Source organism: Brenneria nigrifluens DSM 30175 = ATCC 13028 (genome assembly GCF_005484965.1).
Classification (GTDB): Bacteria; Pseudomonadota; Gammaproteobacteria; order Enterobacterales; family Enterobacteriaceae; genus Brenneria; species Brenneria nigrifluens.
In genome coordinates this window covers 290,801-316,517 of the sequence record NZ_CP034036.1, presented here as the reverse complement: position 1 = coordinate 316,517, position 25,717 = coordinate 290,801, and the positions used below count along the sequence as shown (strand labels likewise).

Here is a 25,717-nt window from a genome sequence, read left to right as displayed (position 1 = left end):
AAATAAATACAGCTGTGGGTGGAAAAACGCATTGATGCCGGCCGCAATCCTGAAACGCTTAACCACGGATCCTTGTCATGAGTAGTTCGCTTTCCGCCGCGCCGGTGATTGAAATCACATCCGTCAGCAAATGGTATGGCGGGTTTCAGGCGCTGAACAACGTATCGCTGAACGTGGCCAAAGGGGAACGCGTGGTGATTGCGCGCGCCTTATGTATGGCAGCCGGAAATCATGCTGTTTGACGAACCGACCTCGGCGCTGGACCCGGAAATGATTAAAGAAGTGCTGGACGTGATGCTCGACCTGGCGGAGAGCGGTATGACCATGATCGTGGTCACCCATGAAATGGGCTTTGCCAAAACGGTGGCGGATAAGGTGATCCTGATGGCCGACGGCGGCGTGACCGAATCCGCGCCGCCGCAAACCTTCTTCAACCAGCCCGCGTACCCGTCAGTTCCTCGATCAGATACTCAGCCATTAACGGCGAGGCGAACTGTCGCCCGGCGGAGACGGAATCAGAATGGAGCGATTAATTTATGTTATATCAATAAGTTAATCGTCTCCATCTCGCGACAGAATAGTAATCAATGCCGGAACTCAGCGGGACGCCAGCTGTTCCAGACTCTGCTTCGCCAGCTGATACAGGTAGTGCGCCGTGGGGAACAGCGCGCGATCGTCAACGCGGAATTTGGGGTGATGCAGCGCGTACGGGCCGCCGGAACCCACCATCATAAAGGTTCCCGGCAGCTTCTGCTGATAGAAGGCGAAATCCTCGCCGATGGGGCTGGCCTCAATGCGCCGCGCTTCGAACCCCTCTTGGTCCGCCACGTTCAGCGCGAAGTCGACCCACTGCGCCGTATTGACCACCGACGGCGGCCCGGCATGCCAGATAAACTCGATTTCCGCGCCAAAGGTCGCGGCAATCCCGGCCGCAATCTGGCGAAAGCGCTGTTCAATCAACTCGCGCACATCCTGGCTGAAGGTTCTTACCGTGCCTTCCACATAGGCGGTATCCGGGATCACGTTCCAGGTGCTGCCGCTGTGCACCTGCGTTATCGACACCACCGCATTGTTGTCCGACGGGACGCTGCGGCTGATAATCGTCTGCGTCGCGGAAATCAACTGGCCCAGAATAACGATGGGATCGTTGCCTTCGTGCGGTTTCGCCGCATGACAGCCTTTGGCGGCGATTTTGATTTCAAAGCGGTCCACGCCGGCGGTCAGCGCGCCCTCTTTACCGCCGATCACCCCCACCGGCAGCGTGGGATCGTTATGAATGCCGAAGATCGCCGCCGCGTCGTCCAGCGCGCCTGTGGCAATCACCTCCGGCGCCCCCAGTCCCGTTTCCTCGGCGGCCTGAAACAAAATGCGCACCGTGCCTTTCAGTTCCGGCTCGATTTTTTTCAGCAGAATGGCGGCGCCCAGCGCGGCGGAAGAGTGGAAATCGTGCCCGCAGGCATGCATTACCCCTTTACGGGTTGAGGAAAAGTCCACGCCGGACTCTTCTTCAATCGGCAGGGCGTCGATATCAGAGCGCACCACCACCAGCGGGCCGTCCTGCTGCCCGCCGACTTCCGCCACCAGGCCGGTCTTCAGCGGCAGATCGAGCACGCGAATCCCTTCCTTTTCCAGTGCGGCTCTGATTTTTGCGGTGGTCTCAAATTCCTGATTCGATAATTCCGGGTGTTGATGCAGGTCGTGGCGAAATGCCTGAATAAACTGCGCCAACGGCTGATGCTGAGATGCTGTTTTCATTAATGCTTACTCCACATTGTCTGCTCCGCTTAACAGAGCCGCCCGCTCAGGGGCGTGCAGGTGCTGCTTTATTTTTCGGTTAAATGTCGAACTCGACCGGATCGGGAAGATTGGTCAACTGGCGTAAGAAACGCTGCGTCTGCGGATTATCGGAAAAGCTGATCACTTTTTCCGCCGGGCCTTCTTCAACGATATGGCCGTCCGCCATAAAGATAACCCGGTCCGCCACCTCCTGCGCGAACTGCATCTCATGGGTGACGATGACCATGGTGGTGTTGTTTTTCGCCAGTTTTTTAATCACCTGCAACACTTCGTGCACCCGTTCCGGATCCAGCGCCGAGGTCGGTTCATCAAACAGGATGGCTTTCGGATCCACCGCCAGCGCCCGGGCGATGCCGACGCGCTGCTGCTGTCCGCCGGACAGCGTCACCGGATACTGCGCCGCCTGCGGCAATAAACCCACCTGTTCCAGCAGCGCCATGCCTAGCTCATCGGCCTGCTTTTTAGCCATTTTCTTCACCACGATCAGCGCTTCGGTGATATTTTCCAGCGCCGTCTTATTCTTGAACAGGTTGTAGTTCTGGAACACCATGGCGGTCTGGCGGCGCAGCGCGTACGCCTCTTTGCCGGAGTAGCGGCGCGTATCCAGCACTTGCCCGCCAATCTCTATCGTCCCCGCCTGCGGCTTTTCCAGCAGGTTCAGGCAGCGCAGCAGGGTGGATTTGCCCGAGCCGGACGGGCCGATAACGGCCACCACTTCTCCCTGGGCGATATTCAGACTGATATCATCCAATACCACCTGATCGCCAAAGCGTTTAGTCAGATGCTTTACACTGATCATTTCAGCTCCCTATCGCTGCAGCGAGTGATTCAGTTTCTTTTCCAGCTGCTTTTGCAGCCAGGCGTAAACAATGATCACCAGCCAGTAAATTAGACCGACCACCAGGAAGGTCTCAAAGAAACGTAACGACTCCGCGGCGATCATCTTGCCTTCCGCGAACAGTTCGGAAACGCCGAGCGCGAACGCGACCGAGGTATCCTTGATCAGCGAGATAAAGGTATTGCCGGTGGCGGGCAACGCATTGAGCATGGCCTGAGGCAGCACAATCCGCCGGTAAATCTGCGCTTTGCTCATCCCTACCGATAACCCGGCCTCCGTTTGACCGAAATCCACCGAGGCCAGCGCCGCGCGGAATATCTCCGCCATGTAGGCCGACGTTTTCAGACTGAAGCCGATAATCGCCGCGGACATGGCGCTCAGGTCGGATAACGCGGGGAAAAGCTGCGGCAAGCCGAAATAGATAATAAACAGCTGCACCAGAGAGGGTATGCCGCGGAATAGCGAGATATACAGCTCAACCAGTTTGACCACCAGCGTTATCTTGCTTTCCCTGATTAGCGCCAGCACCAGACCGATGATCATGGCGAAAAACATGGAAACCACCGCCAGCAACAGCGTCATCGGCAGATAAAGCAGCACCTGGGGAAAGACTTTTAGCAGGTAGGCAAGATCGATATTCATCAGTAATACCATTGATACCGCCATCGTGCGGCGCAGGCCGCGCCGATGGCGTTAAGATTGTCGAGAGGCGGCGCGATTAATGCCCGGCCGGCGGTGTGGTAATATCTTCACCGAAATATTTAATCGACAGCTCCTTCAGTCGTCCGTCGTCGCGCATTTTGCTCAGTTGTTCATCAAACTGTTTACGCAGAACGTCGCCCTGCTCGGTTTTATGGAACGGGAAACTGACCTCTTCCACCACCAGCGAATCCCCCACCAGCTTAAACGGCAGGTTACGCTTGTTGATTTCCGCCAGCAGAATCGGACGGGAATTCACATAGCCTTCCACACGTTTGGACAGCGCATCGTTCATTGCGCCGTCGCGGGTTTCATAGGTACGGATGGTTACGCTGCCGTCCGGAAACGCTTTTTTCAGATTGTTGATATGGTTGGACCCCAGCACGCCCGCCACCGTTTTCCCTTTCAGGTCATCCAGCGTGTTGATATCGGCGTTGTCCTTATGGGTGACGATCTGGCTGCCGTAGTAGCTATAGGGCTGGGCAAAGTTATATTTCTCCTTACGCACCGGCGTAATCGCCACCACGTTGGCGACCGTATCCAGCTTGCCGGCTTCAAACTGCCCCATCAGGCCGCTGAAATCGGCGGTCACCCACTCGACCTTATAGTTCAGCTCCTTGGCGATGGCTTCGGTGATTTCAATATCGAAACCGATCAGCTTGTTATCCTGCTTGAAGCCGCTGGGATAGCTCTGCCCGGTGGACCCGGCTCTCAACACTTTTTCGCCCTGGGGCGCGGCTTTATCCTGAGAATCACAGCCCGCCACCAGGAAGACCGCGGCCAATGCTAAAACGGACAACGTTGATTTTTTCCTTATCATTTTGAATTTCTCTCTTTCCACTGGTTATACGAATGGTTATCAAGGATCTTTTCCATAAAAATGGTCAGATGGCCTTTGCCTAAATCCGCCTGCCCGACCTCTTTGAAACCATAATGTTTATACATTTCAAGCAGCCACGGGTGGCTTTGCGCGGTGCCCAACGACACCGCCGGCGCCTTGAGCTGGTCGATCAGAATATGCCGCTCCAGCCAGGCCATCATCTGCCGGCCCAGCCCCTGCTGTTTATAGTCCGGATGGGTGGCGAACCAGCCCAGATGCGGCAAACCGTAAGGGCCTGGCTCCGGCCCCCAGGGGTAACGGATAGAGAATGACGATACCAGATGGCCATCCCTCTCCATGACATACACGCCGTGCGACGAGATATGCCTGCGCACCATATCAATATCCGCATGGGCGGCGGAAAAATTGATCCCCAACCGGCGTATCGGCTCAAAAGCCGCCAACGCCAATGCCAGAAACGCCGCGTCATCCTCCAACGTGGCCTGGCGAAATACCGTACTCATGATCCCACCTTATTACGCCGGCAACAGGCCCGAATGATCCGCAAAGCGGATAACCTCATCCACTTTCTGCGGCGCGCTACCCAGATAGTTGGCCGGGTTCAGCCACTCATCCAGCTCGGCTGCGGTCAGCTGCGCGGACAGCGCCGGGTGTTCCAGCAATACCGATTTGAATGACAGGTTCTGCTCGAATGCCCGCATGGAACACTCGTAAACCAGCTGATGCGCGGTCTGTTTACCCAAGCGCTTGCCAATCTCAAACATCACCTTTTCAGACAGCAGCAAACCGTTTTGCTGTTCCAGATTAGCCCGCATCCGCTCTTCGTTCACCGACATGCCGCGCAGGATACCCAGCGCATTCTGCAACTGGGCGGACAGATAGATATTGATTTCCGGCAGGGCGATCCATTCCGCGCGCCAGCTCATCGCATCGCGCTCATGTTCCACTTTCATTGATTCATGGATCAGCGCCGCGCTTTTGAACACCGGCGCGGTCAAACTCGCCAGGCCTTCAATCGCCGCCGGATTACGCTTGTGCGGCATGGTCGTCGAACCGATCTTGCCTGGCGAAAAAGGCTCTTCGATCTCGTTGATTTCCGTGCGCATCAGGTTATACAGCTCGTTACCGATCTTGCCCAGCGTGCCGCTAATCAGCACCACGACGGAGGCATATTCGGAAAAACGATCGCGGGCGGACTGCCAGCTGATGTTAGGGGTGTTCAAGCCCAGCTTATCCAGCGTCAGGCGCTCGATTTCCGGTCCTTTCTCGCCGAAGGAGGCGTAGGTGCCGATGGCGCCGTTGATATTGCCGACCAACACGCGCGCCTTGATTTCGCTCAGGCGCTCAAGATGGCGGATAAACTCATCCAGCCACACCGCCAGCTTAAAACCGAAGGTGGTGGGCAGGGCCTGCATGCCGTGGGTGCGGCCGGTTATCAGCGTGTATTGATACTTTTTCGCCAGGCGTTTCAGTTCCAGGGCCAGCAGTTGGGTGTCTCTGACCACAATGTCGAATGACTGTTTTAGCTGCAATACGGTGGCGGTATCGACAATATCCTGCGTGGTGACGCCATAGTGGATAAATTCGCCCGCCGCGCCGCACTGTTTCTGGATCGCGGCGAGGGTCGGCATCAGCGAGTGCTTCATGCGCGCCGCATCCTGGGCGATATCTTCCACGTTCAGCGCGCCGGCGTCCGCTTTTTCGGCTATCGTTTGGGCCGCGTCCTGCGGAATAACGCCCAGCTCCCCTTCAGCCAGCGCCAGGGCGATTTCCACCTCAACCTGTTTGGTCAGGCGATTATGTTCCGACCACACGCCGCGCATTTCGGGCGTGCCAAAATTATTCCCTATAAGAAGAAAATCAATAAGATGCGATGCCATAATTTACTCGTTTGGATTTATAAGGCGGGATTTATATCGTCTTTTTAATGTCGACGATTATCACATATGGCAAGGGGGCTGCTTATACCTTTGGGATCTATTTTAGATCGAAAAGTTTGCTTGGCGCTGCGTTTCGGCGGCATCTGTCAATATGACACACCTTCGGTTATGACGCCGGGAACCAACGAGACAGGCGAACGGGCCGTATAAAATATCGCATTATCGACGCCATTAGTTTTTCATCACATCATTCGATTCGCCAAATTTTTTATTACTAAATTACCGAACCTTAATCAATCGACGCATCAAAATAACTTTTTTGCTTTATCTTTTTTGAAAAAAAGATAAACCAGTAATAACCTGCCTCATAGGAATGTATGCGTTTATTGCACACTTACTATCGATCCAATGCATTGGCGTTTCAATCTTCGGTATGGCTTTTTATTATACTTCACGCCGGCGTAACGGGATGGTTTTACTCGTTACTCCTTTTATTATTGGTTTATTTTTCTTGCCATATTCAGTAAACATCAAATTAAAGAAAGGCGTGAAAATTTCATTATTAATATTAAATTTTACTTACGGAATTATTTATTTTTTGCAGAAAGGATTGCAATATTTTTCGCCGTTATGGTCGGGAAATAATCCGGAAATTTATCGGAGATATTAGGAGAATAATTTATATGCCGTCTACTTATTCAGCCATCAAACTCAAATATATTTCTTTCGCCATCGCGGCCATTCTTGGCGGCGAATCGGGCGCCGTCCTCGCTCAGACCGGCGACGGCGCCACTCAGAATCGGGAGACAATCGTCAATGACGAGACTCATCCCGAAGAAACCGAGCGGCAGACGGCGGGTACTGAAACCCGGGTGCTGGAGACGATCACGGTCAGCGCCCAGCGCCGCGAGATCGTAAGCGGCGGTACGTTGGGCGCGCGCAGCGATTTGCAGACGCCGTTCGCCACCCACAGCGTCGATAGCGAGAAGATCGAGGAGCGCCAGGCCAAAACCATCGGCAAGCTGTTCGAGGGCGAGGCGGGCGTTGCAGCCAAAGGCAGTTCCTACGGGCTGGACGCGTACGCCCTGACGGTGCGCGGTTTGTCCCTGGACTTCGTCAACGGCTACAAGATAGACGGCCATCCGTTCCAGATGTACGGGGTGGAACTGCCGCTGGAAATGTTCGAGCAAGTGCAACTGCTCAAAGGGGCGACGGGCTTCCTCTACGGCATCGGATCGCCCGGCGGCATCGTCAACTACATCTCGAAAAAACCGACCACGACGCAAACGCTGTCGCTGGCGGCCGGTTATTCGGCGGACGACATCTTCAGCCAGCATCTCGATACCGGCGGCCGCTTTGGCGAAGACGATCGCTTCGGCTACCGCTTCAACGCGGTTAATGAACAAGGCGAAGCCTACAATGGCACCAAGGTTGACCGGCAGGCCGCTTCCCTGTTCCTGGATGCGCGGCTCACTCCCTCGCTGACATGGCGGGCCAACGGGCTGTATCAGGAGCGCGATCTGGAAGGCGGCATCACCGCCATCAGCGTCACCGGTTCAGGCAACTACGCCTATTCCGGCACCACTCTGCCCGCGGCGATCGGCGGACGTAAAAACCTGACCGCCTACGATTCCTCCTACTACAACTCGACGGTGTGGGTCGGCGCCAGCGGATTGGCGTGGTCAATCAACGACAGCTGGACGCTGGACGCCAGCTATTCGCATACCTTCAAGCGCATCAACTCGCGCGACGAAACCCTCTATCTGCGCAACGCTCAGGGGGATTACAACGTGGCCCTGCGCCAGTTCTACCGCCCGACGCTGAACTACGATTCGGTGCAGCTACGCCTGGAAGGCGATTTCGAGACCGGCTGGCTGACACACAGTATCGTCACCGGTCTGGAGTGGCAGCAGCAGACCCGCGATCTCAACATCGGCAATCCATCGCTTGATCCCTCCACCAGCAGCGGCGGCCAGAACCATGTCTATCCGTCTTCCGGCGCCTATCCGAGCGGCAATCTTTATGGCTCCTCGCTCAATCTGACTTACGACGGTTACTCTCCGCGCCGTTATTTCAGGATCTCCGACTGGACGACCAAATCAGCCTATTTCAGCGACACCCTGGGATTGGGCGAAAACTGGTCGTTGTTGTTGGGGCTACGTAAATTCGATTACGAGAACAATAACTACTACGTTTCCGGGGCGCGACGCACCGCCTATCGCGAGAAGCCGCTTACGCCCACGATGGCGCTGATGTTCACTCCCCGTCCCGACACGACGTTCTACGCCAGCTACGTGGAGGCGCTGGAAGACGGCGGCACCGTGGGCAGCGCTTATGCCAACGCCTACCAGCAGCTGTCGCCCATCGAGAGCAAACAATATGAACTGGGCGTCAAGAGCGAGCGGGAGAACTGGTCGCTGGCTTCCGCGCTATTCCGTATCGAACGCGGCACAGGCTACGCCAATGCGGATAACTACTACGTCGACGACGGCGCGGTGCGTTACGACGGTTTGGAGTTCAACGGCAGTTACCGGCCGTTGTCCGGGCTGACCTTTTCCCTGGGCAGCACGTGGATGCACGCCGAATATCGGGAGGCCGCGGCTTCCGTCATCGGCAAAAAAGCCGCCGCGGTGCCGACTTTCCAGGGCAGCCTCAGCGTGGAAAAAGAGATCGCCGCGCTGCCCGGGCTGCGCGTGCACGGCGGCGTCACCCATATAGGCAGGCAGTACATCAACACCGCCAATACCTTGCAAACGCCATCCTATGAGGTATACAGCATCGGCGCCAGCTACCGCGTACCCCTCGCCAAGGGGAAGCTCATCTACCGCGCAGAATTGAACAACTTGCTGAACAAGGATTACTGGATCGCATCGAGCAACGCGCTGGCGGTCGGCGCCCCGCGCACTCTCAATCTCAATATCCGTTACGATTTCTGAAAGGAGCCACGATGATGAAAGTTCTCAATCTCGCCGCCGCCCTGCTGGTCAGCGCCAACGTATTGGCCGCGCCGACGATCTTCCCCACCGGCGTCACCCTGTACGATCCGCAAAAAGCCTGGGGCCACTACACCGTCTTCAGCGGCGCGGACCACAACAGCTATCTGATCGACATGAACGGCAACGTGGCGCGCAGTTGGCCCTATCGCGGCTTCCCCACGGAGGTGCTCGACCCCGCCGTCAACCAGGGACGCAAGGGACACGCGTTCGTGCAATTGGAAGCGCGCAAAGAACGCGACCGGCGCTCCTTCGGCAACGGCGTGAACAACCATGCCGTCGCCGAACTGGACTGGAATGGCAAAGTGGTCTGGCGCTGGGCCGGGGAGAAAAATGTGGGCAACGCCCACCAGCATCACGAGATATCGCGACTGGCCAACGGCAATACCCTGGTGCTGGCCAACAAGCTGCACAAAGTAACGGGTTTCAAACTGGATGAGCTGATCGACGATGCGATCTACGAAGTGGATCCGGGCGGCAAGGTGGTCTGGCGCTGGCTGGCTTCCGAGCATCTGGATGAGTTCGGCTTCACCGCCGAACAGCTCGATCTGGTGCGCGACACCGATCTGGCCGACTACCTGCACCTCAACAACGCCCGTACGCTCGGCGCAAACAAATGGTACGACGCCGGCGACGCGCGCTTCCACCCGGACAACATCATCATCGATTCGCGGCAGGCCAACTTTATCGCCATCATCGACAAAAAAACCGGCGGGGTGGCCTGGAGCCTGGGGCCGAACTATGTCTCCTCCGAGCGCTCCAATCCTTTTGCCGGCACGGGCGCACAGCTGCCGCGTCCGGTGGATCAGCTGAGCGGCCTGCATGACGCCAAAATCATTCCCAAAGGCCTGCCGGGCGCGGGCAATATCCTGGTGTTCGACAATCAGGGCGGTTCCGGCTACCCGGCGGTGGCTTTCCGCATCGCCACCGGCACGTCGCGGGTGGTCGAAATAGACCCGTCGACCAAACAGATCGTCTGGGAATATCGTCCCGGCCCTTCATTCTTCAGCGCCTTCACCAGCCTTGCGCGGCGCCTGCCCAACGGCAACACCCTGATTACCGAGGGACAGAGTGGCCGGGTATTCCAGGTGACGGCGGAAGGCGAAACCGTATGGGAGTACGTCAGCCCCTTCTTCTCCAATGGCCGCAATTCGCTGTATCGCGCCACCCCGATCCCCTATGACTGGGCGCCGGATGGCACGCCGCACAGCGAACAGGCGGTAATTCCGCCGTCCAATGCGGAATTCCGGGTCGCCAATAAGGGAAAACACCGTGGCTGAAGCGGGCGCGTATCGACGGCATCCCGTTGAAGTCAGGGGCGATGCGCTTGCGGAGCGGACACAGCACGGCCTTTTGAGGGGCTCCCGGCGCGTACAGACTCCGTGCGTACGAGTGGCTGCTATTGGGCATGCTTACCCTATCTCTGCACGCCGCGGTCATCGTGGCGCTGGGAACACGCCAGGCCGTACTGCCGCCTCCGCCTGAGCCGGCGGCCGTTACCATCGAGTTGGCGCCGTCGCCCGCGCCGGAGGAAAAAGCGCAGCAGGCCAGCGAGGAAGCGCCGCAGATCATAGAAGAAGACGCGCCGCTGATCCCGCAGTTACAGCGTGCCAAGGCGGACAACGCCGACCTGATCGTGCAATTGCAGGCGGATGCCGACGCCAGCTATGGTGCAGTGGCGGCCATACTGGCCGAGATGGAAAAAGCGGGGATTGCCCGCCTGTCGCTATTGACGCAGAAATAGCGCCGCCGGCTTGCCGGCGACAAACATCGCCCGACCGCGCTGCGGCGCTTAATGGGTATCTTGCCGGTCAGGCGGCTCATCGCGGTCGGCGTCGATAATCGTGTCGACCATCAACTGCGCCAGCGGCGGCAGAGGCTTGTTCATCGGGGAAATAATGCCGAAGTGGGTACGCATTTTCGCCCATTCCGGCGGGACTTCCGTCAAGTTGATGCCCACCAGTCCGTGGCTTTTTTGCAACAGCAGGAAAGTATCCTCACTGACGAAGCTGATGGCATTGCTGTGGCGCAGTACGCCGAACAGCGAGCAAATATAATCGCACTGAATATGCGGAGTGAAATCCGGCTGCTGGCTCAGCGCCGCCAGCACCTTGCGTATGCCTGTCGGCAGGTAAGGGGCGGCGAAAGGATAGCTCAGCAGTTGGGCGGGCGTCACGCTATCCTGCCCGACCAATGGATGCGTTTGGTGACAGACGAAAAGACAGCGTTGGCTGCGCAGCGGCTGCACCCGCAGTTCGGGGTTGATTTCCGCCTGCCAGATATCGGCGACGAAAAAGGAAAACTCATCCGCTATCAGCCGCTGGTGCAGCGATTGCCAGTTATCGACGCTGTAGGCTATCCGCACACCAGGGCGCTGGCGGTGAAAGTTTGCCAGCGCCCGCGGAATCAGCATGGAAGAAGGGGCGGGACCGCAGCCGAAAAACAGGTGTCCTCCCTGCTCGTCGCTCATATGACGCATATCTTTAAGCAGCTCGCCGGATAATTCCTGCATGCGCCGCGCCAGGGGAAGCAATCTCTCCCCTTGCCAGGTCAGCGCAAACTGTTTGCTCTGGCGCTCTATCAACTGACAGCCCACGGCCTGTTCCAGCCCTTGAATACTGCGGCTAAATGCCGATTGCGACAAATAGACCGCCTCCGCCGCCTGCACAAAACTCTTCTGCTCCACCAGCGCCAGAAAATTACGCAGTTGCCGTAGATCCAGATGCATACTTCCTCCGAAAATAGCCGGTGCAAGGGGAGTCGCTCTCCCTCATCCAATAGCGTCGCAAACGCGCTAAGCGCCTCTCTACGCGAAACTATTCGGTTATATGTTTACGGGAACGCGGCGCGGCCAGACAATGACTGAATGGTTATAGCTTATAACCAACGGGGGGAAGCTATGGGGAATCAGTGGAAATAAGGCAAACAGACTAATACCGCCCGGCACCGCGCCGCACAGAATTAAAATTAGTCGTAGTACTCTTTTTTTCATAGATTTCCCGCACAGTCATAATTCATTTCAAAGAAAATTCCTCATGAGGAAGATGCCGCTTTACTTGCTAATAACCTACCAATACCTATCATCAAAGCGTCGAGCAATAATTATTGCAAAACCATACTGAACCTTTAAGAAACCGCTAAAAACAAAACCGGCGAGAAATACAAAAATAGCGTTTGCCAATAATAGAACAACACGACGCCGACAGGGATTCTCATCCCTTTTAATTTCCGGATGTGCATTCCAGAACGCGGCATTGCAGCCATCCTCCCTCCGGGCGCAAGGGGGACCGCCTTTGGCTATGCCTAAAAAATAAATGGTGGATTTTACTGTAGCAAGGAAATAACAGGACAGACGACAAAAACAGCAAGCCATAACGACTTGCTGTTTTTTGTTGTAGCGGCCTTGTCCGCACGACTATGGACAAAACCTGTAAATAAGCTGGTCGGCGAGAGAGGATTCGAACCTCCGACCCACTGGTCCCAAACCAGTTGCGCTACCAAGCTGCGCTACTCGCCGAATATACTGCTTAAGCATTACGGATGCTTTCGTCTGTGTGGTGCGAAGAGAGGGACTTGAACCCTCACGTCCGTTAAGACACTAACACCTGAAGCTAGCGCGTCTACCAATTCCGCCACCTTCGCATAACTCACAAACGTTTGAATCTGGGGTGGCTAATGGGACTCGAACCCACGACAACTGGAATCACAATCCAGGGCTCTACCAACTGAGCTATAGCCACCATATACCACGCTGTTACTGCTTTTTGACGGGTACTTCCTTTACGGGGTAAATGTACCACCGCAGCTCTTGCACACAATTTAATGGTGCGCCCGACAGGATTCGAACCTGAGACCTCTGCCTCCGGAGGGCAGCGCTCTATCCAGCTGAGCTACGGGCGCATAGCGCCGTTGCGGGAGGGGATACTACGTATTTAACCGGTGCCTGTCTAGTGCTTTTTTATCGAAATGATGCGTTTGCTTATGCTTTGCTCATTTCGCGTTAAATTACTACAAAACCGCTCTCCCCTCCGCTAATCGCTACATTTTAGCCGCTATCGACGCCTGTTTTTTACCCAATTCCAGCACCCGATAGCAGAGGCTGACAACGGCCAGAAACACCATGCCGACCAGCGCGATCAACTCGATATGCCTGGCCTCTATCCCCTGTGGAGCTTGTCCTTTTTTACATCTTCCGCCATAAATCATCTGTCTTTAATACATTGATTATATCCGGGCGATTACCGGTTCTTATTGTTATTGCTCGCCTGACTCACCCTACGGTCAGTGAGCCATTGGGTAAATCAGCGGCCGTGAAGATACAACAATGCGGGCGGGAATAACACCGTGCCATCCCGATCCGCGGAAGGGGAATATGGTTCAGCATTTGTCATGCCATTGGCAAACGGGTCATTAAAACGGAATAGGAATAATAAAATATTTTTTATTCACAGGAGGCGCGAACGAACTCCCGTCGCGCCCAACCGGCGTGGCTACAGACGTCCGCTGTAATGATAAGCAAGATATTTCAACAAGTTGAGCTGACGAGTAATGCGGCTTGGCTGCGCCAGCAGGCGGTAAAGCCACTCCAAACCCAAATTCTGCCAGGCGAGCGGCGCGCGCTTCACATGGCCGGTAAACACATCATAGGTGCCGCCGACGCCCATATAGAGCGCATCCGGGTAATACTGACGGCAGTCACGCATCAGCATCTCCTGCCGCGGCGACCCCATCGCCACCGTCACTATTTGCGCGCCGCTGGCGCGAATACGCTGAAACAGCGCCTCACGCTGGTCGGGCGCGAAATAGCCGTCCTGACTGCCGACGATATTCACCTGCCACTGCGCCCGCAGTTTAGCTTCCGCCTGCGCCAGTACCTCAGGTAGGCCGCCGATGAGAAACACCGGCGTGCCCTCTTTGCCCGCCCGCTGCATTAGCGCTTGCCATAAATCCGCCCCGGCGATGCGGGTCACCTCGGCATGGGGATATTTGCGGCGAATGGAGCGTACGATACTGATGCCGTCGGCGTACTTATATTCCGCCTGGTCCAGCAGCGCCCGCAGGGCGCCATCCTGCTCGGCGGTCAGCACTTTTTCGGCGTTGACGGCCACCAGCGTTCCCGTTTTAAGCCGCTCGCCGGTAAACAGGTAATCGACAAACTGCGCCACATGACGGAATCCGTGAATGGATAAACCGCGAATGGAATAGGCGGGGATCGTCTCTTGTTCTGCCATATTAAATCCTTTACGGCACGTCGTGCGTGGGTGCTGCGGGGGCGGACGGCGCCGCGGCGGGCCGGGGGCGCAATAAACGCTGCCTGATCAATCCGGCGCTTTCCAGCAGCCAGTAGAGTAATTTCGCCATCAGCAGGCACAGGCCGAAGATCAGGCAGAAAAACACCACGCGGGAGACGAAGGCATCAACCCCTTCGCGCGCCAGCACGATGATATTGAACACCGCGCCGAAGCAGAACGCCTGTAAAATCGCCGCCTTGTAGCGGTTGGCATCGTTTTTCCCCAGTTCATACACCCAGTCGAACCATTTGATAATCAAGCCGACGGCGATGGCGCCCAGTGGAATAAACAGCACGCCGCCCATAATTACCAGCGAACCCAATAACGTGGGGGATATCGCCAGCCCGGAGTGGTTATTCAGCACTTCCCAGGTGAAATAGTTGGCGCTGTTCAACACCAGATTGGGGCGGTCGGGCCACAGCCAGGAAGGAATAAACACGTAGAAATCACGCACGATCGGCGCTAATCCCTGGAACTCGATTTTATCGTAGTTCTGCAATAGCAGCGCCAGGTTCTCCCAGGGGGAAAAGGTGTCGCGGGTCAGATAGAGGAAAGTATACAGCGCCTCGTCGCCGCTAACATCCATCCCGTAGCGCTTAAGCGCCAGCCAGAACATGCCCACCACGCCGAATACGCCGGCGGCGGCCAGCATCCACAGGGAGATCCAGCCGCGTACGATGCCGATAAACAGGAACAGGGCAAACGCGATGATCACATTCGCCCGGGTGCCGCCGACGATGACATAGGTCAGCATGCCGAACGCCACCGTGCCGATAAGAAATAGCAGCCAGGCGCGCGGCGTCTGCCGCAGAAAATAGACCACCAGCATGGCGGGAATAAAGAAATAGAAGAAGCGCTTCAGCGCCACGCCGGACACTTCGCTGGAAAAAATCTGGCTGTAAGAGCGCAGCTTAAACAGCAAAAAGCCGTTGTTGAGGAAAAACAGGCCCACCGTGGCCGCCGCTATCAGCGCCAGCAGGATCCAGGTCAGATTGGTTTCCACCCGATTCATGGTAAACAGCGGCGGGCGGGTCGATAGCGTGTTCGGGCGCAGGCGGGTTTTATAGCTGACGTAATAGATGGCGTAAAACGCCGTGGAAGCGAGCAGCGCCTGGAGCAGATACTCCACCGGAACCACCTCGACGCCAAAGCGAAACGCCAGCAGGCAGGTAAACGGAAAACCGAAATAGAACGTCAGTAGATAAAGAAGAGAAAACAACACGTTAAAATTAAAACGGACGCGCCGGAACTCCTGCCAGGTCAGCGTCAGAATAAAAATGATCGCCATCAGGTAAACCACTAACAGACCACCAAACTCTCCCAGCGTCATGTCGGTTCTCCCGCCGCCAGCGTCAGCGCCTGCCGCCAGCCTTGCAGATAATTGGGGTTAAAGAAAGCGATCTGCCGCTTATCAACCGAGGCCAGCTGACGCTGCGCCTCGCGCACCAGCGCTTCATCCAGGCTATCGCCATAAAACAGCACCGGCAGATGCTGCTCCGTCAAATCCCGCCAGAAAGGATTTTGCCGGCTAATCACAAAGGGTACGCCGAATTGAATCAATAAGCACAGCGTGCCGATACCCTGCTGGCGGTCAAAAATAAAGTAGCCCAAATCGCAGGTGCGCAGCATGTTCAGGTAATCCTCAAACCGCAGTTGCTCTTTCAGCAACTGGAAGTTTTTGACGCCGAACAGCGCCAGCCCTTCCTTCTCTACCTGCGCGATATAGCGTCCGTTATCGGCGGGATAGCCCATCGGCACGATCACCCGCACGCCGGCGCCGAACTGCTGATGGATGGCCCGCAGCGCTTCCTGATGACGGTTGGTGCGATCGCCGGAGTTGCCGACCAGAATGGTCAGCGGCCCCGCCAGCGGTTTATCCGCCTCGACCGCGGTCAGCGCCGGATCCATCCGCGTCGGGAAATAGAGCAGCGACGCCGGCACCCGGGGATGCCGCTGTTGATAATATGTCAGATCGCCGCGCGTGGCGAACACATGTCCGATGCGGTTTTGCGCCACGCGGCGCAGCAGATAAAACAGACGATACCGCAGGCTGCTCGCCTCTTCATACAGGTCCGCCCCCCAGATATGCCAGTACGCCTGCGACGGCCTGATTTTACCGCTCAATAACGCCAGCCACAGCCGGGGGTTAAACTGACCGTGGAAGAAGAAACGCGTGCGGCGATCCGCTTTGGCCTGGGCGATCACCGCCTGGGCCAGCGTTTTTTTATCGGCGTGGGTCGTAATATTCAGCGCGGGAAAATCCGCCGCCGGCAGGGGATCGCGGGCGGCCACCATAAAACGGCCGACCTGCGACGCGGGCAGCTCCGCGGCCAGCGTGTCGTTAAAGAAACGCAGAACCGTGCGGTTATGATGCGGGATATCGGATCCCAGGACATGGATCAGTGTCGTCGTCATGCTCGCCTACGGTAAATAATGAATACGCTACAACAAAGCAAAAAATAGACCAGGTAGGTCGCCATATACGCCTGCGCGGCGCCCAGCGCGCCGTTGACCGGGATCAGCCAGTGGGCGAACCCGGTAAGCAGCAGAAACTGGCTGACCTCGGTGAGCAGATAAAAACGCAGCGCCGCCTTGGCGATCACCAGATAACCAAAAACGTAAGCGCCCACTTTCATCACATCGCCCACCAGCTGCCAGGCGAACAGGTCTCTCATCGCGGTAAACTGGCTGGAGAACAGCAGCCAGATGGCAAAGTCGCGCAGCAGCCAGACGCCCAAGCTGACCGCGGCCACCGCCGGAAGCACGAACTTCAGCGAACGGACGATCTCCTGCGCCAGCAACGTCTTGTCCGTCAGCCGGGAGAGCGTCGGCAACAGGTAAACGGTGAACGACGCGGTGATAAATTGCAGATAGGCATCCGAAATAGTGCTGACCCCCTGCCAGATGCCGACATCGTCCCAGCCGTAGTGCGCCGCCAGCAAGTTGCGCATCATGATATAGGCTACCGGCAGCGTGACCGCCGTCATCAGCGCCATCAGGGTGAATTTGCCCAGGTGCCCGGCCATCGCCTTGTCCCAGGCCGGTTTTAGCCACGCCAACGTGAGCGGCGTACGCCGCAGCATCAGCCAGCCGGCCGGCAGCGCCGCCAGCGCGGGCACCAGCGCCAGCCCGGCCAGCGCGCCGCGGTATCCGCCCAGGGTAAAGCACAGCCAATAGGCCGCCAGACCGATCAGGCTGCCGCCGATGACGGCCAGCGCATTGCCGACGGCATCGCGGTAGCCTTTCAGGATCGCCAGAAAAAGGTTGGCGTAGGCGATGGCCATCTGGATCAGCGCCAGCGCGCGGATCACCTCGCGATATTCGTCATGGCCGAACAGCGCATGGGCGATCGGCGCGGCGGCCAGTACGAATACCGCCGCCAGCAGCGTGGAAAACCCCAGCACCAGAGCAACCGAGGTGCCCAGCAGCGGCCGCAGCCGATCCGGCTGCTGCTGATATTCCGCGACATACTTGGTGACGCCGTTAAAAATACCCGCGCCGGACAGGACGCCCAATACGGTGATCAACTGGCGGAAATTGCCCGCCTGCCCGACGCCGGCGGGACCGAACGCCACCGCCAGCAGTTTGACCACCACCAGCCCGGCGCCGATTTTTATCAGCGTGGAGCCGGCCGTCCAGACTGATGCTTTCGCCAGCGACATATCAGGAGAAGAAACTCAGAATGGTGTTGATGACCGTTCGCTGATTGACGTCAGACAGATTATAGAACAGCGGCAGGCGCACCAGACGCTCGCTTTCCGGCGTGGTGTAGCGATCTTCGCCGCTGAAGCGGCCGAAGTTCTGCCCGGCGGGGCAGCTATGCAGCGGAATATAATGAAAGACGGTCAGGATCTCGGCCTCTTTCATATAACGGATAAACGCGGCGCGATCTTCGGCATCGCGCAGTTTGATATAAAACATATGCGCATTGTGGACGCAGTGCGCCGGCACCGTCGGCAGAGTGATGCGTCCCGCGTCCGCCAGCGGCTGGAAAGCCGTATAATAGTTCTGCCACAGGCGCAGGCGGCGTTCATTAATCGCCGCGGCCGCTTCCAGTTGCGCCCACAGATAGGCGGCCTGAATGTCGGCCATCAAATAGCTGGAGCCGATATCGCGCCAGGTGTATTTGTCCACCTGCCCGCGGAAAAACTGGCTGCGGTTGGTGCCTTTTTCACGCACGATCTCCGCCCGGTCAATCAGCCGCGGGTCGTTAATCAGCGTCGCCCCGCCCTCGCCGCCGGAGGTGTAATTTTTGGTTTCATGGAAACTGAAACAACCGATATGGCCGATGGACCCCAGCGCCCGCCCCTTGTAGCGGGACATCATCCCCTGCGCGGCGTCTTCCACCACAAACAGATCGTACTGCTTCGCCAGCGCCATGATGACGTCCATCTCGCAGGCCACGCCGGCATAGTGCACCGGCACGATAATCCGGGTCTTATCGGTGATCGCCGCTTCGATTTTAGTCTCATCGATATTCATGGTGTCGGGACGGATATCGACAAACACCACTTTCGCCCCGCGCAGCACAAAGGCGTTGGCGGTGGAGACAAAGGTGTAGCTCGGCATAATGACTTCGTCGCCGGGTTTGATATCCAGCAAAATCGCCGCCATCTCCAGAGACGCGGTGCAGGAGGGGGTCAGCAACACTTTTTTACTGCCGGAATAGTGTTCCAGCCACTGCTGACAACGGCGGGTAAAGCCGCCGTCGCCGCACAGCTTGCCGCTGCTCATGGCGGCCTGCATATAGTCGAGTTCGGTGCCCACAATCGGTGGCGCATTAAACGGAATCATTTGATCACCTGTATAACCAATAGGCCGTGCTCATAATTCTGGCACCGCGACGAAGATAAAGACGGAGAGCCGCCACGTTGCCTGTCTGCGTCGCGACCCATAAGCGTTGTATTTCCTGCCGCCGGCACCAGGTTTCCGCGGCCGACATCAGCTGCGTGCCGATGCCGCGGGCGGCGGCGCCCGGCCAGACGGCCAGCAGGCCGATGCGGGCTTCGACGGCGTTCAACCGGCGCAGCGTCACCCAGCCTTGCGGCTCCCCGGCCGCGTTCTCCAGCAACAGACACTGGTGATCGAAGACGCCCAGAACGGCGTTTTCCGCCCACTGCGCATAAAAACGCCCGCTGTCTTCGGGCCGATACCAGGGGGCGCGAAAACGGCTCAGGGCGAAAACCTGGGCCGCCGCCTCCCGCAGCGCCGGGATATCGGCGCTCTCCGCGACCCGCGGACGAGAAAGCTCCTCCGCGGTCGGAAGCGCCTCCAGATCCAGGCAGAGATCGACCTCCCCTTCAACCAGGCGGAAACCGCAATCCGCCAGGGCGTCGGCCAGTTGCATATTATCCGCCGGTATCTTGGCCTGGGTCAGCGCGTAGGCGTTCAGCGCATCCGCCGTCAACAACGGCGCCGACGGCGAGAAATCCAGTTTGCCGCTGTTCAGGTTGAAAAAACGGCTTTCCCAGCTTAGCGGTTCAATATTGGCGTGGATGCGCGCCGGCGACGGTTCGCCCGCGGAAAGCGTTATCTCTGTCATACCTGCTCCTGTACGGCGCGTTCGCCCGGGCGAACGGCCTCAGCGGTTCAGACCCAGACGCTCGCCGGTGTAGGATCCATCCTGTACGCTGCGCCACCATGCTTCATTATCCAGATACCAGCGCACGGTTTTTCGCATCCCGCTTTCAAAGGTTTCTTCCGGGCGCCAGCCCAATTCACGCTCGATTTTTCCGGCATCGATGGCGTAACGCATATCGTGACCGGGGCGATCTTTGACATAGGTGATCAAGTCGCGATAACGCTGCACGCCGTCCGGTTTATTCGGCGCCAGCTCTTCCAGCAAATCGCAGATGGTCTGCACCACTTCAATGTTTTTACGCTCGTTGTGGCCGCCAATATTATAGGTTTCCCCGACAACGCCCTGCGTCACCACCTTATACAGCGCCCGGGCGTGATCCTCGACGAACAGCCAGTCGCGAATCTGCGCCCCGTCGCCATACACCGGCAGCGGTTTACCGGCGATGGCGTTCAGGATCACCAGCGGGATCAGTTTTTCGGGGAAGTGATAAGGGCCGTAGTTGTTGGAGCAGTTGGTGATAATGGTCGGCAGCCCGTAGGTGCGCAGCCAGGCGCGCACCAGATGATCGCTCGACGCCTTTGACGCCGAATAAGGGCTGCTGGGCGCATAGGGCGTCGTTTCGGTGAACAGATCGTCGCTGCCGTGCAGATCGCCGAATACCTCATCGGTGGAAATATGGTGGAAGCGGAACGCCGCTTGTTCCGCGGAGGCCAGGCTTTGCCAGTAATGGCGGGCGGCCTCCAGCAGCGTGTAAGTGCCCACGATATTGGTTTCAATAAACGCCGCCGGGCCGTCGATGGAGCGATCAACGTGACTTTCCGCCGCCAGATGCATCACCAGCGCCGGCTGATACTCGGCAAACAGCCGATCCAGCGCCGGGCGATCGCCGATATCCACCTGTTCAAAGGCGAAACGGTCGCTGTCGGCGACCGGCGCCAGGGAGGCGAGATTACCGGCATAGGTGAGCTTATCCACCACCACCACGCTGTCCGGCGTCTCGGTAACAATATGCCGGACCAGGGCCGAACCGATAAATCCGGCGCCGCCGGTGATCAAAATACGTTTCAACGCCACACTCCTTTGGTATCAATAACCCAGTTTTGTTTAATATCATCGGGGCTGATGGCCCGGAACTGACGGTGATCGACCAGCATGACCAGCACATCCGCCTGTTGCAGCGCGGTGTTGGTATCGACCAACGTCACCGGCCCCGCCAGGGCGGCCGGCAGCTGTTTGACGTTCGGTTCCACCACTAAGGTGGCGCCCGTATTCCACTGGGCGATCATCGCCGTAATTTCCACCGCCGGACTTTCCCGCAAATCGTCAATATCCGGCTTGAACGCCAGACCGAAACAGGCCACCGTCACATCGCTAGCGCGTTTATCGCTCTGCGCCAGAAAATCCGCCACCGCCGTTTTCACCCGATCGACAACCCACAGCGGCTTGCCGTCATTCACCAGCCTGGCGGTGTGAATCAACCGCGCCTGTTGCGGGTTCTGCGCCACGATAAACCAGGGGTCCACCGCGATGCAGTGTCCGCCGACGCCGGGACCGGGTTGCAGAATATTGACGCGCGGATGGCGGTTTGCCAATCGGATAAGTTCCCATACGTTAATATTTTGTTCCGCGCAGATCAGCGACAGCTCATTGGCGAAGGCAATGTTAACGTCACGGAAACTGTTTTCCGTCAGTTTGCACATTTCGGCCGTGCGGGCGTTAGTAACCACACACTCACCTTCCAGAAAGATCTTGTACAGTTCGCTGGCTAGCGCCGAGCACGCCGGGGTCATGCCGCCGATGACCCGATCGTTTTTAATCAGTTCCACCATCACCTGCCCGGGCAGCACGCGCTCCGGGCAGTAGGCGATATGGATATCGGCGGCCTCGCCCGACTGCTGCGGAAAGGTTAAGTCCGGGCGCGCCTGCGCCAGCCACTCCGCCATTTGCTCGGTGGCGCCCACCGGCGACGTCGACTCCAGAATAACCAGATCGCCCGCTTTCAGCACCGGCGCGATGGACTCCGCCGCCGCCCGCACATAGGCGATATCCGGCTCATGGTCGCCCTTGAAGGGCGTGGGAACCGCAATCAGAAACGCGTCCGCCGCCGCCGGCTTGGTCGACGCCTGTAAGTAGCCGTTTTCCACGGCGGTTTTTACCAGCGCCGCCAAATCCGGCTCGACGATGTGAATTTCACCGCGGTTAATGGTCTCTACCGCCTGCCGGTTTACATCGATGCCGATCACTTTTTTCTTGCGCGAAGCGAACGCCGCCGCCGTCGGTAAACCGATATAACCCAACCCGATAATGGAAATCGTGTCAAAACTCATAGCGTCACCCGATGGTTTTCCTGATAGTTCTTGAGCGCGTCAATAATACGCCGACAGGCATGGCCGTCGCCATAAGGGTTATGCGCCCGACTCATGGCCTGATATTCATTGTCGTCCGTCAGCAGCCGCGAAACGGTGTCGACGATTTTTACCACGTCCGTGCCCACCAGCCTGACCGTGCCGGCTTCAACGGCTTCGGGCCGCTCGGTGGCGTCGCGCATCACCAGCACCGGTTTGCCCAGCGACGGCGCCTCTTCCTGAATGCCGCCGGAGTCCGTCAGGATAAGATAGGAACGATTCATCAGATAAACAAAGGGCAGGTAATCCTGCGGCGCAATCAGCATCACGTTGCCGATGCCGCTCAGAATGCGGTTCACCGGCTCGCCGACGTTGGGATTAAGATGGACCGGATAGACAATCTGCGCTTCCGGATGCCGCCGGGCGATATCCGCCAGCGCGCCGCATATGCGCTCAAAACCGCCGCCGAAACTTTCGCGCCGGTGCCCGGTAACCAGAATCAGTTTTTTGTCGGCGTCGAGGAAAGCGTATTTTTCATCCAGCCTGCGGCGCAGGTCCTCGTTGTTGACGATGCAGTCCCGCACCCAGAATAAGGCGTCGATCACCGTGTTCCCGGTGACGAAAATCTGCCGGTCCGACAGGTGCTCGCGCAGCAGGTTTTGACGGGAATTTTCCGTCGGGGCGAAATGGAGCATCGCCAGATGTCCGGTCAGCCTACGGTTGGCCTCTTCCGGCCAGGGCGAATAGAGATTGCCGGTGCGCAGCCCGGCTTCCACATGTCCGACCGGAATACGTTGATAAAAAGCGGCCAGACTGGTGGTCAACGTGGTGGTGGTATCGCCATGCACCAGCACCAGGTCCGGCTTGAACCCCGCCATCACCGGTTCAAGGCCGGCCAGAATCCGGCAGGATATCTCGCTGAGAGACTGGCCCGGCCGCATGATATCCAGGTCGTAGTCAGGGGTAATACTGAATAGGCGCAACACCTGATCAAGCATCTCCCGATGCTGGGCCGTTACGCAAATTCTTGATTCAAAGGCTTCATCCTGGGCCAGGGCATGAACCAGCGGGGCCATCTTGATGGCCTCCGGCCGGGTGCCGAAAACAGTCAACACTTTCACAGTGAATCTCTTTAATCAGGTTAGACGCAGACTTACGCTGCGAATCGGACGCTAATCAGCAGGCTGATTAGCGTGGACGACGAACCAGAGCGACTCCCGCGCCCACCAACGCCCCAATAGCCCCCCACATCACCATCAGGAAAGCCCGGCGCGGACTGTCGCGTTTTACCGGCTCTTCCGGCGTACGCAAATAACGGTAAGTCTGGAAATTGCTGTCAAGCGTCGGCCCGACATTCAGGGTGGCCAGCATGGCGCGGTTCTGATCGTAGTCGAGATCGTAGTGCGGTCCGCTGGCCTGCAACGACTCCAGACGCGCCTGCAGCATCGGCCTGCCCAGTAAAAACATCTCCGACGCCGGCAGTTCATCCGCCGGCGTATCGGTCTGGCTGCGGCTGATGCCCTGCTGCTGGGCGATTTTCAGCGCCCGTTCGACGCTGCGAACATCGCGTTCGTAAATGGCCTTGGCCACCGCTTCCTGGCGTTTAATCTGCGATTTCATAAAGATGGTTCTGGCGGCCCATGCGCCGTTAATCTCCTCGTTCAGATGACCGGCCGCATGCCGGCTGGCAAACGTAACATAGTGACGCAGCAATGTATTGGCGTCAGCTGAGGTTTCCGCCACCAGCTTCACGCCGTCATTGGTCTTCTTGGCGTCGTCGCGCGGCGTAAACTGAATATTGTTCACCAGCTCATCCAGCAGGGCGGCATCGGCTTTGGCATCCCCCTCCTGACGCTGTTTATAATAGTCGGTCTGCAGCCAGAAATCGCGGCGGGTATCGTAAGCCGCTAATTGCATGATGAATTCATCGTAAGCCGCCGAAGAGATGGAGGGCTGCTCAGGCTGCGGCGTAGCGAAAGATTTGGCATCCAGGTTACGCAGAAACTGCTGCTGCGAGTAGTATCCGCCCAGCATGTTGACCGTCGGCTTATCGGTAATCGCCGTCGCACTCCATTGCGGCGTTACCAGGTAGGAATAGAGTAGCGCGCTAACGCTAAACAACAGGGCAATAGACAGGATGCCGAGCTTCCCACGCCACAGCGTGCGGAATAAACCGCGGATATCCAGCTCATTATCAACTAACGCATTGCCGGTGGAGCGATTCTCTGATTTCATTACTTCCCCAAAATTATTTGGTCAAGACGACGGCTTCTGCTCGTCGGCGTGCCGTATGCGACGTTTGATGCGCTTCACTAAGCGGGCGACGCGCCACGCGCGTTTCAGGCAGTAGCCATACAGCAAGAATGCAAGCAAGAACAATGCCAACATAACCCATTCAGGAACAAAAGGGAGATACTCCCCCAACACGCCGATGGCGGCCAGCAGCCCCGCCGCCAGCGTGATCAGCACAAAAGCCTGCCGGGAAGTAAACCCCGCCCGCATCATTATGTGGTGGATATGCTGGCGATCGGGCGAAAACGGGCTCATCCCTTTACGCAGGCGGCGATACATGATGGCAATCATATCAATCAGCGGAATGGCGATAATCCACAACGCGGTGACCGGATTGACCGGATGCTGTTGTCCCTGGGTGGTCTGGATCAGGATCCAGATAGCCGTAAAGCCAATCATGGTACTCCCGGCATCCCCCATGAAAACCTTATAGCGTTTACCGAAAACGCCCAGATTAAGCAGGATGTAAGGCAGGGTGGCGGCAATCATGGCGAAACACCACAGCGCCAGATTGGCATGGCCGCTGTGATACAGCAGTATGCCCAGCGCGCCAAATGAAACGCAGGACAATCCGCCCAGCAGGCCGTCGATGCCATCCACCATATTGAAAGCGTTGATGGCGGCCCAGACGGCGAACAGCGTCACCAGATAACCAAACGGCCCCAGCTCCATTTGCCACGGACCGAAAATATGACCGAGATTATGCAAAGAGAGGCCGGCGAACGCCATCATGATAACCGCCACGCACGCCTGGACGACCGCACGGATTTTCACGCTGACATCAAAGCGATCGTCCAGCGCGCCGACCAACACCAGCACGCCGGCGCAAAGCAGGTAGAGACGGAAATTGGGGATGTATTGATCGGTGATCAGGTAGGTAAAGCAAATCCCGGCGTACACCGAGATTCCGCCGACAAGCGGAACCAGTCCCTGATGCCGTTTACGGTAATTGGGGCGATCGACAAATCCTATTTTTCTCGCTACCTGGCGAGCAATAAACAGGAAGCACAGAGAAAACAGAAAAATGATTAATAATTCGATACTCATCGTGAGTAAATTCACCGTTCACAGCTTCTGGCTGCGCCGTGGCTGCTGATATACGCTCGGTTTACGCCTTGAGTCCCGTCGTCCTCGCGGTATATGCCAGCTCACAGCACTAC

The 25,717-nt window shown here is 57.5% G+C and carries 22 protein-coding genes, 4 tRNA genes and 1 pseudogene; 4 read left to right on the top strand and 23 right to left on the bottom strand.

From position 1 onward, the window contains the following. Positions 1-185: 185 nt before the first annotated feature. Positions 186-481: pseudogene (locus EH206_RS01415) on the top strand (AAA family ATPase); the annotation flags it as partial. A 116-nt stretch (positions 482-597) separates the two neighbouring features. Here the strand turns inward: EH206_RS01415 and EH206_RS01410 are convergent. From EH206_RS01410 to purB, 6 genes are all read right to left on the bottom strand, one after another. After that, positions 598-1,755: a M20 peptidase aminoacylase family protein gene (locus EH206_RS01410; RefSeq protein ID WP_009111047.1), complete on the bottom strand. Its 1,158-nt coding sequence runs from the start codon at positions 1,753-1,755 to the stop codon at positions 598-600. 79 nt (positions 1,756-1,834) lie between these two features. Further along, positions 1,835-2,596, bottom strand: coding sequence for an amino acid ABC transporter ATP-binding protein (locus tag EH206_RS01405; protein ID WP_009111046.1), 762 nt, complete (start codon positions 2,594-2,596; stop codon positions 1,835-1,837). A 9-nt stretch (positions 2,597-2,605) separates the two neighbouring features. Next, the gene (locus EH206_RS01400; protein ID WP_040343583.1) at positions 2,606-3,277 is read right to left on the bottom strand and encodes an amino acid ABC transporter permease; all 672 of its coding nucleotides are present in this window, start codon (positions 3,275-3,277) and stop codon (positions 2,606-2,608) included. A 76-nt stretch (positions 3,278-3,353) separates the two neighbouring features. Continuing rightward, complete coding sequence (locus EH206_RS01395; protein ID WP_009111044.1) at positions 3,354-4,154, bottom strand: amino acid ABC transporter substrate-binding protein; 801 nt, start codon at positions 4,152-4,154, stop codon at positions 3,354-3,356. Next, the gene (locus EH206_RS01390; protein WP_009111043.1) at positions 4,151-4,678 is read right to left on the bottom strand and encodes a GNAT family N-acetyltransferase; all 528 of its coding nucleotides are present in this window, start codon (positions 4,676-4,678) and stop codon (positions 4,151-4,153) included. Before EH206_RS01390 ends, EH206_RS01395 begins: the two co-directional genes overlap by 4 nt. Before the next feature lie 12 nt (positions 4,679-4,690). Then, positions 4,691-6,055 carry an adenylosuccinate lyase gene (gene purB, locus EH206_RS01385; protein WP_009111042.1) on the bottom strand — a complete coding sequence of 455 codons (1,365 nt, stop codon included), beginning with the start codon at positions 6,053-6,055 and terminating at the stop codon, positions 4,691-4,693. A 683-nt stretch (positions 6,056-6,738) separates the two neighbouring features. Between purB and EH206_RS01380 the strand changes: the two genes are divergently transcribed. The 3 genes from EH206_RS01380 to EH206_RS01370 all read left to right on the top strand — a co-directional run bounded on the left by EH206_RS01380 (position 6,739) and on the right by EH206_RS01370 (position 10,792). After that, the gene (locus EH206_RS01380; RefSeq protein ID WP_009111041.1) at positions 6,739-8,991 is read left to right on the top strand and encodes a TonB-dependent siderophore receptor; all 2,253 of its coding nucleotides are present in this window, start codon (positions 6,739-6,741) and stop codon (positions 8,989-8,991) included. A gap of 11 nt (positions 8,992-9,002) precedes the next feature. Continuing rightward, on the top strand, positions 9,003-10,328 hold the full coding sequence (locus EH206_RS01375) for an aryl-sulfate sulfotransferase (RefSeq protein ID WP_009111040.1): 1,326 nt from the start codon (positions 9,003-9,005) through the stop codon (positions 10,326-10,328). Positions 10,329-10,456: 128 nt separating this feature from the next. Continuing rightward, on the top strand, positions 10,457-10,792 hold the full coding sequence (locus tag EH206_RS01370; RefSeq protein ID WP_009111039.1) for an ExbD/TolR family protein: 336 nt from the start codon (positions 10,457-10,459) through the stop codon (positions 10,790-10,792). A 48-nt stretch (positions 10,793-10,840) separates the two neighbouring features. Here EH206_RS01370 and EH206_RS01365 read toward each other — a convergent pair whose 3' ends face one another. The 17 genes from EH206_RS01365 to wecA form a co-directional block, all read right to left on the bottom strand. Next, complete coding sequence (locus EH206_RS01365) at positions 10,841-11,776, bottom strand: LysR family transcriptional regulator (protein ID WP_009111038.1); 936 nt, start codon at positions 11,774-11,776, stop codon at positions 10,841-10,843. A 712-nt stretch (positions 11,777-12,488) separates the two neighbouring features. After that, positions 12,489-12,565, bottom strand: a tRNA-Pro gene (locus EH206_RS01360). A 38-nt stretch (positions 12,566-12,603) separates the two neighbouring features. Further along, positions 12,604-12,690 (bottom strand) — tRNA-Leu (locus EH206_RS01355). Positions 12,691-12,712: 22 nt separating this feature from the next. Continuing rightward, positions 12,713-12,788 (bottom strand) — tRNA-His (locus EH206_RS01350). Positions 12,789-12,871: 83 nt separating this feature from the next. Next, positions 12,872-12,948: transfer RNA gene (locus tag EH206_RS01345), tRNA-Arg, on the bottom strand. A 138-nt stretch (positions 12,949-13,086) separates the two neighbouring features. After that, the gene (locus EH206_RS22990) at positions 13,087-13,254 is read right to left on the bottom strand and encodes a hypothetical protein (protein ID WP_156803270.1); all 168 of its coding nucleotides are present in this window, start codon (positions 13,252-13,254) and stop codon (positions 13,087-13,089) included. Between the two features lie 284 nt (positions 13,255-13,538). Then, complete coding sequence (gene wecG, locus EH206_RS01340) at positions 13,539-14,279, bottom strand: lipopolysaccharide N-acetylmannosaminouronosyltransferase (RefSeq protein ID WP_009111036.1); 741 nt, start codon at positions 14,277-14,279, stop codon at positions 13,539-13,541. Between the two features lie 10 nt (positions 14,280-14,289). Next, positions 14,290-15,669, bottom strand: a complete 1,380-nt coding sequence (gene wzyE / locus EH206_RS01335; RefSeq protein ID WP_009111035.1) for an ECA oligosaccharide polymerase — start codon at positions 15,667-15,669, stop codon at positions 14,290-14,292. Continuing rightward, a complete protein-coding gene (locus EH206_RS01330) occupies positions 15,666-16,754 on the bottom strand; it encodes a TDP-N-acetylfucosamine:lipid II N-acetylfucosaminyltransferase (protein ID WP_009111034.1) in 1,089 nt (362 codons plus the stop codon). Before EH206_RS01330 ends, wzyE begins: the two co-directional genes overlap by 4 nt. Continuing rightward, positions 16,751-18,001: a lipid III flippase WzxE gene (gene wzxE / locus EH206_RS01325; RefSeq protein ID WP_009111033.1), complete on the bottom strand. Its 1,251-nt coding sequence runs from the start codon at positions 17,999-18,001 to the stop codon at positions 16,751-16,753. The genes EH206_RS01330 and wzxE overlap by 4 nt, the downstream gene beginning before the upstream one ends. A 1-nt stretch (position 18,002) precedes the next feature. Beyond that, positions 18,003-19,133, bottom strand: a complete 1,131-nt coding sequence (gene rffA / locus EH206_RS01320; protein ID WP_009111032.1) for a dTDP-4-amino-4,6-dideoxygalactose transaminase — start codon at positions 19,131-19,133, stop codon at positions 18,003-18,005. Positions 19,134-19,137: 4 nt separating this feature from the next. Next, complete coding sequence (gene rffC / locus EH206_RS01315; RefSeq protein ID WP_009111031.1) at positions 19,138-19,881, bottom strand: dTDP-4-amino-4,6-dideoxy-D-galactose acyltransferase; 744 nt, start codon at positions 19,879-19,881, stop codon at positions 19,138-19,140. Between the two features lie 39 nt (positions 19,882-19,920). Next, positions 19,921-20,988 (bottom strand): dTDP-glucose 4,6-dehydratase, encoded by a 1,068-nt coding sequence (rffG, locus tag EH206_RS01310; RefSeq protein ID WP_009111030.1) that lies wholly within the window; start codon positions 20,986-20,988, stop codon positions 19,921-19,923. Continuing rightward, positions 20,985-22,247, bottom strand: a complete 1,263-nt coding sequence (gene wecC, locus EH206_RS01305; RefSeq protein ID WP_009111029.1) for a UDP-N-acetyl-D-mannosamine dehydrogenase — start codon at positions 22,245-22,247, stop codon at positions 20,985-20,987. Before wecC ends, rffG begins: the two co-directional genes overlap by 4 nt. After that, positions 22,244-23,386, bottom strand: a complete 1,143-nt coding sequence (gene wecB, locus EH206_RS01300; protein ID WP_009111028.1) for a non-hydrolyzing UDP-N-acetylglucosamine 2-epimerase — start codon at positions 23,384-23,386, stop codon at positions 22,244-22,246. The genes wecC and wecB overlap by 4 nt, the downstream gene beginning before the upstream one ends. A 67-nt stretch (positions 23,387-23,453) precedes the next feature. Beyond that, positions 23,454-24,500 carry an ECA polysaccharide chain length modulation protein gene (wzzE, locus tag EH206_RS01295; RefSeq protein ID WP_009111027.1) on the bottom strand — a complete coding sequence of 349 codons (1,047 nt, stop codon included), beginning with the start codon at positions 24,498-24,500 and terminating at the stop codon, positions 23,454-23,456. 21 nt (positions 24,501-24,521) lie between these two features. After that, positions 24,522-25,604 (bottom strand): UDP-N-acetylglucosamine--undecaprenyl-phosphate N-acetylglucosaminephosphotransferase, encoded by a 1,083-nt coding sequence (gene wecA, locus EH206_RS01290; RefSeq protein ID WP_009111026.1) that lies wholly within the window; start codon positions 25,602-25,604, stop codon positions 24,522-24,524. Positions 25,605-25,717: the final 113 nt, after the last annotated feature.